A 12859-nucleotide genomic window follows, 5' to 3' on the forward strand; every position below is an offset into this window, starting at 1 on the left:
TCCCTTCGGTACGGTAAAGTCCTCAAGAGCGGGGGACGAACTTAACGCAACATCCACACTCGCTGTTCCATTGTTTCCCGGGGGCCGCGAGGGGCTTCCTCGTGGTGGATGCGGATAAAGCCGGATGAGCGAGGCACCCGTTGATCGTGACCGCAGCTTTGCGCTGGGGCAGCGCAGCTTCGAGCTGATGCGCGACTACGGGGCTTCGGCCTCGCCCCGGGCCTACTCCGTCTGGTACGCCTATGTGGCGGGCACGCATCCCCTGATGAACGATGCGATCAAGCGGCTGACCACGCAGAACGGCAGCCTCAGCGACGCCGATGTCGATCAGCTGTTCCAGGACTTCCTGGGGGGCCGTCGCATGGCCGGGGAGGCGGACCGCACCTCCGCCAGCCTGATCGCCGAGGTCGAGGGGATCATGGAGATGATCGATCTCTCCCTCGGCGCCACGGCGCAATACGGCGAGTCCCTGCGCGTGCTCTCCCATGACCTCGCCGGGGCCGCGACCAACCGCAACCGCCTGCGCGAGATCGTGGCGACGCTCATCGCCGATACCCGCGACGTGGCGGCGAGCAACCGGACCCTCGAGGCGCGCATGCGCGAGAGCCGCAAGGAGGTCGAGTCCCTGCGCGAGACCCTCGCGGTGGCGCGGATCGAGAGTCTGACGGATCCGCTGACCGGGCTCGGCAACCGCAAGGCCTTCGAGGAGGCGCTACAGCGGGACATCGACGCCGCGCCCCCCGGCCGGCCGGTGAGCCTGATCGTGATCGACATCGATTTCTTCAAGCGCTTCAACGACCATTACGGTCACCTGACCGGGGACCAGGTGCTCCGTCTGGTCGCCATCGTGATGCGCGAGCATGTGCGCTCGCCCAAGGCCACCCTCGCCCGGTTCGGCGGCGAGGAATTCGGCGTGGTGCTGCCGGAGACGGACCGGGCCGCGGCCCGCGAGATCGCCGAGAAGGTGCGCAGCAGCGTCATGGGCCGCGAACTCGTGAAGCGCTCCACCGGCGAGTCGCTCGGCAAGGTCACGATCTCCCTGGGCATCGCCCAGCGCCAGACCGAAGACAATTCCGTTTCCCTGCTGGAGCGGGCGGATACCTGCCTCTTCGCCGCCAAGCGCGCCGGCCGCAACCGGGCGATCGACGACAGCCAGAAGCAGGAGCTGTCGGCCGTCGCCTGAGCGTGGGCCGGGCGTCTCGGCCCGGACAGTCCCGTGAGATCGAAGCCCGCCCTCGTCCGGGGCGGGCTTTGTCTCGTTCGTGGCGTCAGGCGGCGCCGGCCGCGGACAGGCGGTCGGGCGTGGCCGGGGTGATGGCGACGGATTCGCCGCAGCCGCAGGCCGAGGTCTGGTTCGGGTTGTTGAACACGAACTGCGCCGAGAGCTTGTCGGTCTTGAAGTCCATCTCGGTCCCGAGCAGGAACAGCACCGCCTTGGGATCGATGAACACGGTCACGCCGCGGTCCTCGACCATGTCCTCGCCGGCTTTCCGCGCTTCGGCATATTCCATCGTGTAGGACATGCCGGCGCAGCCGCCGTTCTTCACGCCGACCCGCAATCCCGCGATCGGCCGGTCGGCCTCCGCCATGATCGCCTTGATCCGCTCCGCTGCCCGGTCGGTCAGCGAGATCACCTTGAAACCTGACATCGTGGTCGCTCTCCTGCAGCCGGGTTCAAGGCCCGGGCGGGTGAGGGTTTTCGGATCCCGAAGAGATAAGCACTCCCGGGGCAGGGGTCCACCGGGAGACCCGGTGCGCCGGCCGATTGCAGCCGTGCTATGCTGAATCGGTGACGGGGCGAGCGATGTCCGAACCTGCAAGGCGGCGGATGACGCCGGAAGAGTTCTTCGCGTGGCAATCCACCCAGGACGGGCTCTACGAGCTCGTCGATGGCGTGCCTGTGCCGCATGTGAAGATGATGACCGGGGCAAGCGCCCAGCACGACCGCACGGTCGTCAACATCATCATCAGCCTCGGTGTCCAGTTGCGCGGAAGCGGCTGTCGCCCGACCACCGACGATCTGGCGCTGCGCACCGGCATCGCCACGATCCGCCGTCCCGACGTCACCGTGGAATGCGGCGACCTCGTCCGCGATAGCTACGAGAGCCGCTTGCCGCGCCTCGTGGTCGAGGTGCTGTCGCCCTCCACCACCAATATCGACCGCTTCCGCAAGCTCGACGAGTACCGGCGCCATCCGAGCCTCGCTTGCATCCTCCTCGTCGAGACGCGCTTCCCGAGTGCCGTGCTCTATCGACGCGCGGGGGAGGGTTGGGCGGAAGAGAGCTTCGAATCGCTCGACGCCGTGATCGACCTGCCTGCCATCGGCGCACGTCTGGCGCTCACCGACATCTACGAGGATGTCGGCTTCGAGCCGGGGCGCGCGATCCCGACGCGGTGACGCGCTACCACATGTCGAGGGCGATGCGGGCCTCGTCGGACATGCGGCTCTGGTCCCACGGCGGGTCGAACACCATCGTGACCTGGCAGGACTGCACGCCCGGCACCGCGGCCACCGCATTCTCGACCCAGCCCGGCATCTCGCCGGCCACGGGGCAACCCGGGGCGGTGAGCGTCATGTCGATCAGCACCCGGCGGTCGTCCTCGATCTGCACCCGGTAGATCAGGCCGAGCTCGTAGATGTCGGCGGGGATCTCGGGGTCGTAGACCGTCTTGAGGGCGGCGACGATCTCGTCGGTCAGGCGGTCGATCTCCTCGGCCGGGATCGCCGCGGCGGCCGCGAGGGCGGGGGCGTGGGTGCCGCCGGTGATGGTGGCGTCGGTGCTCATCGGTTCTCTCCTCCGGCCGCCGCCCGTTCGGGGCGGGGGCCGAAATATGAAGGACGTCTAGGCGAACAGCATCTCGGCCCGGGTCAGGGCTTCGGCGAGCGCGTCGATCTCGTCGGTCGTATTATACAGGCCGAACGAAGCGCGACAGGTCGAGGTGACGCCGAAGCGGGCGAGAAGCGGCATCGCGCAATGGGTGCCGGCCCGCACGGCCACGCCCTGCCGGTCGATGATGGTCGCCACGTCGTGGGCGTGGGCGTTCTTCATCTCGAAGGCGATGACGCCGCCCTTGTCCCGGGCCGTGCCGATCAGCCGCAGCGCGTTCATGGCGCCGAGCCGCTCCTGGGCATAGGCGGTCAGCATGGCCTCGTGCGCAGCGATCTTGTCGCGGCCGAGCTTCATCATGAATTCGAGCGCGGCGCCGAGGCCGACCGCCTCGACGATGGCCGGCGTGCCCGCCTCGAAGCGGTGGGGCGGGTCGTTGTAGGTGATCGCGTCCTGGCTGACCGTCCGGATCATCTCGCCGCCGCCCTGGTAGGGCGGCAGCCGCTCCAGCCACTCCTTCTTGCCGTAGAGCACGCCGATCCCGGTCGGGCCGTAGACCTTGTGGCCGGTGAAGACGAAGAAGTCGCAATCGAGCGCCTGCACGTCGATCGGACGGTGGACCGCGCTCTGCGCCCCGTCGAGCAGCACCGGCACACCGTGGGCATGGGCGATGCGCACGATTTCCTCACCCGGCGTCACCGTGCCGAGCACGTTCGACATATGGCTGATCGCCACCATCTTGGTGCGGGGCGAGAACAGCTTCTCGTAGTCCTCGACCAGGAAGTTGCCGTCGTCGTCGACCGGCGCCCACTTGATGACCGCCCCGCGCCGCTCGCGCAGAAAATGCCAGGGCACGATGTTGGAGTGGTGCTCCATGATCGAGAGGATGATCTCGTCCCCCTCCCCGATCAGCCCGGCCCAGCCCATGGACGAGGCGACGAGGTTGTAGGCCTCGGTGGCGTTGCGGGTGAAGATGATCTCGTCCGTCGAGCGGGCATTGAGGAACTGGCGCGTGGTCTCGCGGGCGCCCTCGAAGCCTTCGGTGGCGGCATTGGCCATGTAGTGCAGGCCGCGATGCACGTTGGCGTAGCCGGTCTGCATGCACGAGACCATGGCATCGATCACCGCCTTCGGCTTCTGCGCCGAAGCGGCGTTGTCGAGATAGACCAGCGGCTTGCCGTAGACCTTCTCCGACAGGATCGGGAAGTCCTTGCGGATCGCCTCGACGTCGTAGGGGGTGGCGGGGACGGGTGCGTTCATGAAAGGGCGCTCGCGCGTCGTATCCCTCCCCCCTCTGCGGGGGAGGGTGCCTCGCGGAGCGAGGCGGGAGAGGGGAAACCCCGGTCATCGATGGCCGCGCCGACGGCGTCCATCACCGCACCGAGATGGCTCAGAACGAGGTCGGTGGAGAAACGCAGCACGAGGAAGCCCTGACCTGTCAGCCAGGCATCACGAGCCTCGTCACGCCGGCGGCGATCTTCAGCCTCATGCACGGGACCGTCGATCTCGACGATCAGATGCGCCGAGGCGCAGAAGAAATCGGCGATGAAAGGGGCTATCGGCACTTGGCGTTTGAACTTGGCGCCGCGGAAGCGCCCGCTGCGCACCTGCTCCCAGAACAGGGCCTCGGCACGCGGCATGTCCCTGCGCTGCGCACGGGCAAAGCCGCGCAGGCGGGGCGAGACCTCGTTGAGCTTGGGACGCGTATCCATGATCCGCTTCCGTTTCCGCAAACCCCCTCTCCCCATTGCGGGAGAGGGTGGCCCCGAAGGGGGCGTGAGAGAGGAGCGCCACTTCCGGAAGGACCTGAGCCTGCCCCTCTCCCGCCTGCTCCGCAGGCACCCTCCCCCGCAGAGGGGGGAGGGTTTCGATGCCCTACCCCCGTGCCGCCAGCCAGGCCTCGATCCCGCCGATCAGCGCGTCCCGCGCGCCCTCATGCGTGACCGTCTCCACCGCCTCGCCGACGAAGGCCTGGACCAACAGGCTCTCGGCGGTGGCGCGCGGCAGGCCGCGGGCCATCAGGTAGAACAGCAGATCCTCGTCCGGCGCGCCGCAGGTGGCGCCATGGCCGCAGGCGACGTCGTCGGCGAAGATCTCCAGCTCCGGCTTGTTCATCATCTGACCGTCGTCGGTCAGGAGCAAGCAGTCGGACTTCATCTTGCCGTCGGTCTGCTGCGCGACCTGGCGGACGATGATCTTGCCCTGGAACACGCCGGTGGAATCGCCGTCGATCACCGTCTTGAACATCTCGCGGCCGACGCCGCCCGTCGCCGCATGGTCGGCGAGCAGGGTCGAATCCGCGAGCTGGCCGTGGCCGAGCAGCGCTGCGCCGTTGACCACGGCATTGGCGTCCTCGCCCGCGACATGCAGGTAGATCTGGTGACGCGAGAGCTTGGCCCCGGTCACGAGGTTGACGGTCTCGAGCTGGGCCCGGGCGTCGAGCCGCACCGAGAGCGTCGAGAGGGCGATGGCCCCGTCGCCTTCCCGGTTCAGGCGGGTATGGCGGAAGGCGGCGTCCGCGCCGATGCGCACGTCGAGGGCATCGTTGGGCTGATAGGTCAGCCCGGCCGGCCCCTCGTGGCTCTCCAGCAGGAAGACCTCCGCGCCGGCGCCGACATCGACCAGCACGCGGGTGGCGGTCGAGAAGGCGGTCTCGCCGGCGCCGATGAAGCGCAGGTGCAGCGGCGTCGCGGGCTTGGCGCCGGCGGCCACCGAGATCAGCGCACCATCGGCCAGGAAGGCGGTGTTGAGCTGGTAGATCGGGTTCTCCCGCACCTGCTCGACGGGGGCGAGCAGCGTCAGGCGGGCATCGCCCTCGGCCAAAGCCGCGTTGAGCGGCGTGACGGTGACGCCCTCCGGCACCCGGTCGAGATCCGACAGGGCGGCGACGAGATGGCCGTTGACGAAGGTGAGGCGGGCGGCCTCGACCTCGGCGAAGCCCTTGGCCCCGGCGACAGCGGCCCGTGCGGCATCCTCAGACGGCGCCTCGGCGGGCGGGGCGGCCTCGGTGATGGCGGCGCGCAGGTCCGTGTACTTGAACGCCTCGACCCGGCGGCTCGGCAGGCCGGTCGCCTCGAAGAAGCGGAACGCCTCCTCGCGGCTGATGGCCTGCTCGCTGGCGAAGCTTTTGCGCGCGGACTCGAAGAGCTTGGAGAGCCCGGCCTCGGCGGGGGAGCGGAGATTGGTGACGTCGGCCATCACGCAGCCTCGCTCGCGCGGTACTCGGCGTAGCCGGAGGCCTCGAGCTCCAGCGCCAGCTCCTTGCCGCCGGTCTTCACGATCTGGCCCTTCGACATGACGTGCACGGTGTCGGGCACGATGTGGTTGAGGAGCCGCTGATAGTGGGTGATGACGAGGAAGGAACGGCCCTGCGCCCGCAAGGCGTTCACGCCCTCGGAGACGATGCGCAGGGCATCGATGTCGAGGCCGGAATCGGTCTCGTCGAGCACGCAGAACTTCGGCTGCAAGAGCGCCATCTGGAGGATCTCCATGCGCTTCTTCTCGCCGCCGGAGAAGCCGACGTTCAGGGCGCGCTTGAGCATCTCCTTGTTGATCTCGAGCTTGTCGGCGGCCGCGTTCACGGCGCGGATGAAGTCGGGGGTCGAGAGCTCGTCCTCGCCGCGGGCCTTGCGCTGGGCGTTGAGGCAGGCCTTGAGGAAGGTCATCGTGCCGACGCCGGGGATCTCCAGCGGGTACTGGAAGGCCAGGAAGATGCCGGCGGCGGCGCGCTCGTCGGCCGCCATCTCCAGGATGTTCTGCCCGTCGAGCAGGATCTCGCCGTCGAGGACCTCGTAGTCCTCCTTGCCGGCGATGACGTAGGAGAGCGTCGACTTGCCCGAGCCGTTCGGGCCCATGATCGCGGCGACCTCGCCGTCGTTCACGGTGAGGTTCAGGCCGTTGAGGATGCGGTTGTCCTCGATCTGTACGACGAGGTTCTTGATCTCAAGCATTGATCGGTCGTCCTGTTCGAATCTGATCGACCCTCCCCCCTTTGCGGGGGAGGGTGGCCCCTGCGTCAGCAGGGGTCGGGAGAGGGGTGCGCCGTGTCCGGAAAGGTCGCGACCGGTGCCGCATCCGGCACCGTCGCGCTGCCCCTCTCCCGCCTCGCATTCGCTCGGCACCCTCCCCCGCAGAGGGGGGAGGGAGAAGGCGGCGCACTTTCGAGTGCCGTCAGCCCACCGAGCCTTCCAGGCTGATCGAGATCAGCTTCTGGGCCTCCACCGCGAACTCCATCGGCAGTTGCTGCAGCACGTCGCGAACGAAGCCGTTGACGATGAGGGCGGTCGCCTCCTCCTCGGAGAGGCCGCGCTGCTGGCAGTAGAACTTCTGGTCCTCGGAGATCTTCGAGGTGGTGGCCTCGTGCTCGAAGACGGCGGAGGCGTTCTTCGACTCGATGTAGGGCACGGTGTGCGCCCCGCACTGGTCGCCGATCAGGAGCGAGTCGCAGTTGGTGAAGTTGCGCGCGCCCTTGGCCTTCTTGTGGGCCGAGACGAGACCGCGATAGGTGTTCTGCGAGCGGCCCGCGGAAATCCCCTTCGAGATGATCCGGCTGGTGGTGTTCTTGCCGAGATGGATCATCTTGGTGCCGGAATCGACCTGCTGCATGCCGTTCGACACCGCGATCGAGTAGAACTCGCCGCGGGAATCGTCGCCACGCAGGATGCAGGACGGGTACTTCCAGGTGATGGCCGAGCCGGTCTCGACCTGCGTCCAGGAGATCTTCGAGCGGGCGCCGCGGCAATCGCCGCGCTTGGTCACGAAGTTGTAGATGCCGCCCTTGCCCTCGTTGTCGCCCGGATACCAGTTCTGGACGGTCGAATACTTGATCTCGGCATCCTCCAGGGCGACGAGCTCGACCACCGCGGCGTGGAGCTGGTTGTCGTCGCGCTTCGGGGCGGTGCAGCCCTCGAGATACGAGACGTAGGAGCCCTTGTCGGCGATGATGAGCGTGCGCTCGAACTGCCCCGTATCGCGTTCGTTGATGCGGAAGTAGGTCGACAGCTCCATCGGGCAGCGCACGCCCGGCGGGATGTAGACGAACGACCCGTCGGAGAAGACAGCCGAGTTCAGGGTCGCGAAGAAGTTGTCCGTCACCGGCACGACCGAGCCGAGATAGGTCTTCACCAGGTCCGGATATTCGCGGATGGCCTCGGAGATCGGCATGAAGATCACGCCGGCCTTCTCGAGCTCCTTCTTGAAGGTGGTCGCCACCGAGACCGAGTCGAACACCGCGTCGACCGCGACGCGGCGCTCGGGGGCGATGCCCTCCAGCACCTCGACCTCGCGCAGCGGGATGCCGAGCTTCTCGTAGGTCTTGAGGATCTCGGGATCGATCTCGTCGAGGGACTGGGCCGCCTTACGCTTCGGGGCCGCGTAGTAGTAGATCTGGTTGTAATCGACCTTGTCGTAGGACACGCGGGCCCATTCCGGCTCCTTCATGGTGAGCCAGCGCTTGTAGGCGTCGAGCCGCCATTCCAGCATCCATTCCGGCTCGTTCTTCTTGGCCGAGATGAAGCGGATCACGTCCTCGGAGAGGCCCTTCTCGGACTTCTCCATCTCGATCGTGGTCTCGAAGCCGTACTTGTACTGGTCGAGGTCGATCGAACGGACCCGATCGATGGTCTCCTGCACTGCAGGCATTCCGCGTCTCCTACCGACTCCGGTGTCAAGGACCGGGGGATCTCACTGAGATGGCTCGGGCGGGGCGGCGCTCAGGCCGCCCGTCCTCGCCGTTGATATAAGGGTGCGAGCACCCGTTCGCAGGCTGCGAGGAAGCGCCGCGCGTCGTCCTCCGTGCTGTTCCAGCCGAAGCTCACCCGCAGGGCTCCCGCCGCCAGGGCCGGATCGACCCCCATCGCCGCGAGGACGGGCGAGCGGGCGACCTTGCCCGAGGCGCAGGCCGAACCCGACGAGACCGAGACGCCCGCGAGGTCGAGGGCGATGAGGGCGGTCGCGGCCTCCAGCCCCGGCACCGCGAAGGCCAGGGTGTTGGGAAGCCGGGAAGCCCCCTCTCCGAACACCACCGCGTCAGGGGCCAGCGCGCGGACCCCCGTCAGGGTTCCCTCCCGCAGGCCGGCGAGCCGTTCGGCTTCCGCCGGGAGAGCGGCGCGCGCCAGCTCGGCGGCGCGCCCCATCCCGACGATACCGGGCAGGTTCTCGGTGCCGCAGCGCAGCCGCTGCTCCTGGCCGCCCCCGCGCAGGAAGGCGCCCTCCAGCTCCACGCCCTCGGCGAGGGCGAAGGCGCCGACGCCCTTCGGCGCCGCGAATTTGTGCCCGGAGATCGAGAGCGCGTCGAGCCCGAGGGCGCCCATGTCCAGGGCGATCTTGCCCGCCGCCTGCACGGCGTCGCTATGCACCAGGGCCTGGCCGTGGGCGCGGGCGAGGCGGACGATCTCGGCCAGGGGCTGCACCACACCGGTCTCGTTGTTGGCCGCATGCACGGAGATGAGCACGCCCTCGCCCGAGAGCGCGTCGAGGCGCTCCGCCAGCGCCGCCAGAGAGACCACGCCCGCCGCATCGACGGGCAGCACCTCGACCGCCTCGGCGGGGAAGCGGTGGCCCGCGGTGACGCAGGGATGCTCGGTCGCCGAGATCAGAAGCCGCGTCGGGGCGGCCCGGCCCGCGCGGCGGAGGGCGCCGGACAGGAGCGTGTTGGCCGCCTCCGTGCCGCCGCTGGTGAAGACGATGCGGACCCCCTGCCCGCCCACCAGCCGCGCGATCTGCTCGCGGGCGGCCTCGATCGCCGCCCGGGCGGCCCGGCCCTCCGTGTGGATCGAGGAGGGATTGCCCGGCAGGGTGAGCGCCCGCGCGACCGCATCCGCCACCTCCGGCCGGACCGGGGATGTCGCATTGTGGTCGAGATAGCTGCGCTCTTCTGAACCCATGGTGGAATCCTCGCTCATCCTTCGCCGTCGCATCTCCCTGCTCGGGGGCGTGTCTTCGGGCCGCTCCACATCTCGAAATTCTTGCTTTTGCCCCCGGCCCTCGTGCTAAGGGCCGGGTTCGACCCGTCTTCACCGGCTGTCCGGCGGTGTTCACGAGCTAGTTTAGAATTAGTCTAATCGACTAGAACTATTCTAAGCGTGCTTTTAGGAGGCTGCCGGGACGAGTCAAGGCATCCCGCCGCGATCTCCCGAGGGCGCTGCGCCGGCGCGGGGCGATCCGATCTCTTGAGGAACCCATGCCCGAAGTCATCTTCTCCGGTCCCGCCGGCCGCCTCGAGGGGCGCTACCAGGCGCCCAAGAAGAAGGGCGCGCCGATCGCCATCGTGCTGCACCCGCACCCCCAGTTCGGGGGTACGATGAACAATCAAATTGTGTACAATCTTTTCTACACCTTCGCCAATCGCGGCTTCGCAGCCCTGCGTTTCAATTTTCGCGGGGTCGGCCGCAGCCAGGGCGCCTTCGACCACGGCTCGGGCGAGCTGTCGGACGCGGCGGCCGCCCTCGACTGGGTGCAGGCGGTGAACCCGGAGGCGAAGTCCTGCTGGATCGCCGGCGTCTCCTTCGGCGCCTGGATCGGCATGCAGCTGCTGATGCGCCGCCCGGAGATCGAGGGCTTCATCTCGATCGCGGCCATGGCCAACCGCTACGACTTCACCTTCCTCGCCCCCTGCCCGTCCTCGGGCCTGTTCGTGCACGGCTCCGAGGACCGGGTCGCCCCGGCCCGCGAGGTGATGCCGGTGATCGAGAAGGTGAAGACGCAGAAGGGCGTCATCATCGAGCACCAGATGGTCGAGGGCGCCAACCACTTCTTCGACGGCAAGGTCGACGAGCTGACCAAGACCGTCGATACCTATCTCGACAAGCGCCTCGGCAAGCGGGAGGAGGCGGCCTGAGCGCCGCCGCACGCTCGCCGAACGCGAGAAAGGGCGCCGATCCGGCCGGATCGGCGCCCTTTCTCGTTGGGGCGGGACCCGTGTGGCCGGGCTAGCCGCCCGGCTTCTTGTCGGCGGCGCCCGGGGGCTCGTTCGGGGCCGGTGCGCCCTTGGGCAGCTTGGGATTCTTCGGATCGTGCGGCGCGGCGACCGGGGCGGCCAGGGTCTCCGGCGGGGCGGCCGGGTTCTCCGCGGTCTCGGTGGGCTTGGGCAGCTCCGGCAGGCCGTCCTTCAGCTTGGCGTTGATCTTGGCGAGATCGTCGGGCTCGGGGTTCAGGTCCTTGGCGTGCTGCCACTGGAACTTGCCCTCGAGCCGGCGGCCGGTGCGCCAATAGGCATCGCCGAGATGGTCGTTGATGGTCGGGTCGCCGGGCTTGAGCTCGACGGCCTTCTCCAGCTCGCGCACGGCGTCGTCCCAGCGGCCGAGCCGGAAATAGGCCCAGCCCAGGCTGTCGATGATCATGCCGTCGCGGGGCGAGAGATCGACGGCCTGGCGCAGCATCTTGAAGGCGTCGTCGACGTTCATCGAACGGTCGACCCAGGAATAGGCGAGGTAGTTCAGTACCTGCGCCTTGGCGTTGGGCTGGGTCGGCGGCACCAGGGACAGGGCCTTCTTCAGGTCCGCCTCGGCCTTGTCCCACGCGCCGGCGCGCTCGTAGGCGGTGCCGCGGAAGTAGAACAGCGTCCAGTAATTGCCCTCCTCCGCCGGCTTCACCCGCTCGATCGCCTGGCTGTAGGTGGCGGCGGCCTCCTTGTACTGCTTGCGCGAGCGCTGGACGTTGCCGAGGGCGGAGATCACGTCGATGTTGTCGGGATAGGTCTTGAGGGCTGCGTCGAGATGCTGGATCGCCTCGTCGCCCTTGCCCATCTGCTCCAGGTTGAGCCCGATCTGCACTTCGGCATTGAGCTTCAGCGGCGAGGCGGCCGGGATCTGGGCATAGGCCTCGTTGGAGCGCTCGGCCTGCTTCATCCGGTCGAGGGTGTCGGCCAGCGTCAGCCGGGCGATGGCGTGCTCGGGGGCGAGGTAGAGGGCGAGCCGCAGGTAGACCACCGCCGGCAGCTCGTCGCCCTGGGTCGAGCCGGCCGAGCCGAGGCCGTAGAGCACCTCCGCGGCCCCTTCCTGGGCCGAGTTGATGAGCTGGCCGAGGGGCTTGCCGCTCTTCAGCTTGTCCAGCGCGTCGGCCACGATCGGGTGGCGCGGCAGCACCTGCTCGAAGGTGCTGTAGGCATCGATGGCGAGGTCGGTGCGCCCGGCCGCCGCCTCGAAGCGGGCATAGCCGTCGACGATGCGCAAGGTATTGTGATCGGCGTCGTAGGCCGCCTTGAGCCGGCGCTCGGCCTCCGCCTTGTCGCCGACGAGGTTGGCGATCAGCCCGGCATGGTAGTCCCGGAAGACGTTGAAGTAGCGCTCGCCCTTGAGGCGGTTGATCGTCTCCAGCGCCCGCTTGCCATCGCCGGCCCCGGCATAGGCCCAGGCGGTCAGCAGCGTCGCGGTCAGGTCGGCGGCCGCGCCCCGGCCGGAGCGGGCGAAGCTCTGGCGGGCGGCCGGGTACTGCCCGGCCTTGAGCTGACGCACGCCGAGGGTGAGCTGGGCGAGGCCGTTCGAGCCTTCCCGGGTGGCGAGGCGCTCGGCCGAGCGGAACGCGTCGGTCATGGCGCCGTCGGCGAGCAGCGAGACGAAGGCGCGCTCCAGCAGCTCGGCGTTGCGCGGGTCGCCCTTCACCGCCTCGCGGTAGAAGCTCGCGGCGGCGGCCGTGTCCTTCGAGGCGCCGGCGATGTAGGCGGAGAGGAAGTTGCCCTCGAGCGACTCCGCCGGTTCGAATTCCGAGAGCGGAGCGGATTCCCGCGGCTGCATCGCCGAGGCGGCGGGGCTCGCCAGCATCGTCCCGGCCAGCAGAAGGGCGAGCGCCGCAGGGCGGCGGCGGGTGGCGTTTCCGTATTGGGTCACCAGGCACGGCTCCTTGGCGGCGGCCGGATTTATAAGGCCGGCGCCGTTGTGGCGCGGGACACTGAACCCTTCACGCCATGACCGCAAGGCGAAAGGATGGCGCGGGGGACGGCCGTGGCGGGGTGCCGCGTGCGCGTCCTCGGGGGCTCGTCCGAGACCGCTTCGAGGGTGGAGGGGGCCGGACGGGCGGTCGGGACGCGACGGCCT

Annotated in this window: 12 protein-coding genes; 3 read left to right on the plus strand and 9 right to left on the minus strand. The window is 68.7% G+C overall.

Annotated features, from left to right (window positions below; genetic code table 11):
• Nucleotides 1–124: 124 nt before the first annotated feature.
• Nucleotides 125–1183 (plus strand): GGDEF domain-containing protein, encoded by a 1059-nt coding sequence (locus tag MMB17_RS21505; RefSeq protein WP_238310659.1) that lies wholly within the window; start codon nt 125–127, stop codon nt 1181–1183.
• Nucleotides 1184–1268: 85 nt separating this feature from the next.
• Here the strand turns inward: MMB17_RS21505 and MMB17_RS21510 are convergent, their stop codons facing one another.
• Complete coding sequence (locus MMB17_RS21510) at nt 1269–1649, minus strand: HesB/IscA family protein (protein WP_238310658.1); 381 nt, start codon at nt 1647–1649, stop codon at nt 1269–1271.
• Nucleotides 1650–1828: 179 nt separating this feature from the next.
• On the opposite strand from MMB17_RS21510, the gene MMB17_RS21515 reads away from it, so the two are divergent.
• A complete protein-coding gene (locus tag MMB17_RS21515; protein ID WP_241100219.1) occupies nt 1829–2398 on the plus strand; it encodes a Uma2 family endonuclease in 570 nt (189 codons plus the stop codon).
• A 4-nt stretch (nt 2399–2402) separates the two neighbouring features.
• Here MMB17_RS21515 and MMB17_RS21520 read toward each other — a convergent pair whose 3' ends face one another.
• The 7 genes from MMB17_RS21520 to MMB17_RS21550 form a co-directional block, all read right to left on the minus strand.
• The gene (locus tag MMB17_RS21520; RefSeq protein WP_238310656.1) at nt 2403–2786 is read right to left on the minus strand and encodes an SUF system Fe-S cluster assembly protein; all 384 of its coding nucleotides are present in this window, start codon (nt 2784–2786) and stop codon (nt 2403–2405) included.
• Nucleotides 2787–2843: 57 nt separating this feature from the next.
• Nucleotides 2844–4088, minus strand: coding sequence for a cysteine desulfurase (locus tag MMB17_RS21525; RefSeq protein ID WP_241100220.1), 1245 nt, complete (start codon nt 4086–4088; stop codon nt 2844–2846).
• Entirely contained in the window at nt 4085–4540 is a 456-nt protein-coding gene (locus MMB17_RS21530; protein WP_241100221.1) for an endonuclease domain-containing protein, read from the minus strand. The genes MMB17_RS21525 and MMB17_RS21530 overlap by 4 nt, the downstream gene beginning before the upstream one ends.
• Nucleotides 4541–4703: 163 nt before the next feature.
• Entirely contained in the window at nt 4704–6026 is a 1323-nt protein-coding gene (locus MMB17_RS21535) for a SufB/SufD family protein (RefSeq protein ID WP_241100222.1), read from the minus strand.
• A complete protein-coding gene (sufC, locus tag MMB17_RS21540; protein WP_241100223.1) occupies nt 6026–6778 on the minus strand; it encodes a Fe-S cluster assembly ATPase SufC in 753 nt (250 codons plus the stop codon). The genes MMB17_RS21535 and sufC overlap by 1 nt, the downstream gene beginning before the upstream one ends.
• 220 nt (nt 6779–6998) lie before the next feature.
• Nucleotides 6999–8468 (minus strand): Fe-S cluster assembly protein SufB, encoded by a 1470-nt coding sequence (sufB, locus tag MMB17_RS21545; protein ID WP_238310651.1) that lies wholly within the window; start codon nt 8466–8468, stop codon nt 6999–7001.
• 71 nt (nt 8469–8539) lie between these two features.
• A complete protein-coding gene (locus MMB17_RS21550; RefSeq protein ID WP_241102259.1) occupies nt 8540–9712 on the minus strand; it encodes a cysteine desulfurase family protein in 1173 nt (390 codons plus the stop codon).
• Between the two features lie 296 nt (nt 9713–10008).
• Here MMB17_RS21550 and MMB17_RS21555 point away from each other — a divergent pair, with 296 nt between their 5' ends.
• Nucleotides 10009–10665 (plus strand): alpha/beta hydrolase, encoded by a 657-nt coding sequence (locus tag MMB17_RS21555; RefSeq protein ID WP_241100224.1) that lies wholly within the window; start codon nt 10009–10011, stop codon nt 10663–10665.
• A gap of 91 nt (nt 10666–10756) precedes the next feature.
• Here MMB17_RS21555 and MMB17_RS21560 read toward each other — a convergent pair whose 3' ends face one another.
• Entirely contained in the window at nt 10757–12586 is a 1830-nt protein-coding gene (locus tag MMB17_RS21560; protein WP_241102260.1) for a tetratricopeptide repeat protein, read from the minus strand.
• Between the last annotated feature and the right edge of the window lie 273 nt (nt 12587–12859).

Origin of the sequence: Methylobacterium organophilum, assembly GCF_022533465.1 — a bacterium.
Lineage (GTDB): Bacteria > Pseudomonadota > Alphaproteobacteria > Rhizobiales > Beijerinckiaceae > Methylobacterium > Methylobacterium organophilum.

Excerpts from the sequence above, each read along its gene's own strand:
- MMB17_RS21505 (WP_238310659.1), top strand. The coding sequence starts at position 125 with ATGAGCGAGGCACCCGTTGATCGTGACCGCAGCTTTGCGCTGGGGCAG.
- MMB17_RS21510 (WP_238310658.1), bottom strand. The coding sequence starts at position 1,649 with ATGTCAGGTTTCAAGGTGATCTCGCTGACCGACCGGGCAGCGGAGCGG.
- MMB17_RS21515 (WP_241100219.1), top strand. The coding sequence starts at position 1,829 with ATGACGCCGGAAGAGTTCTTCGCGTGGCAATCCACCCAGGACGGGCTC.
- MMB17_RS21520 (WP_238310656.1), bottom strand. The coding sequence starts at position 2,786 with ATGAGCACCGACGCCACCATCACCGGCGGCACCCACGCCCCCGCCCTC.
- MMB17_RS21525 (WP_241100220.1), bottom strand. The coding sequence starts at position 4,088 with ATGAACGCACCCGTCCCCGCCACCCCCTACGACGTCGAGGCGATCCGC.
- MMB17_RS21530 (WP_241100221.1), bottom strand. The coding sequence starts at position 4,540 with ATGGATACGCGTCCCAAGCTCAACGAGGTCTCGCCCCGCCTGCGCGGC.
- MMB17_RS21535 (WP_241100222.1), bottom strand. The coding sequence starts at position 6,026 with ATGGCCGACGTCACCAATCTCCGCTCCCCCGCCGAGGCCGGGCTCTCC.
- sufC (WP_241100223.1), bottom strand. The coding sequence starts at position 6,778 with ATGCTTGAGATCAAGAACCTCGTCGTACAGATCGAGGACAACCGCATC.
- sufB (WP_238310651.1), bottom strand. The coding sequence starts at position 8,468 with ATGCCTGCAGTGCAGGAGACCATCGATCGGGTCCGTTCGATCGACCTC.
- MMB17_RS21550 (WP_241102259.1), bottom strand. The coding sequence starts at position 9,712 with ATGGGTTCAGAAGAGCGCAGCTATCTCGACCACAATGCGACATCCCCG.
- MMB17_RS21555 (WP_241100224.1), top strand. The coding sequence starts at position 10,009 with ATGCCCGAAGTCATCTTCTCCGGTCCCGCCGGCCGCCTCGAGGGGCGC.
- MMB17_RS21560 (WP_241102260.1), bottom strand. The coding sequence starts at position 12,586 with ATGCTGGCGAGCCCCGCCGCCTCGGCGATGCAGCCGCGGGAATCCGCT.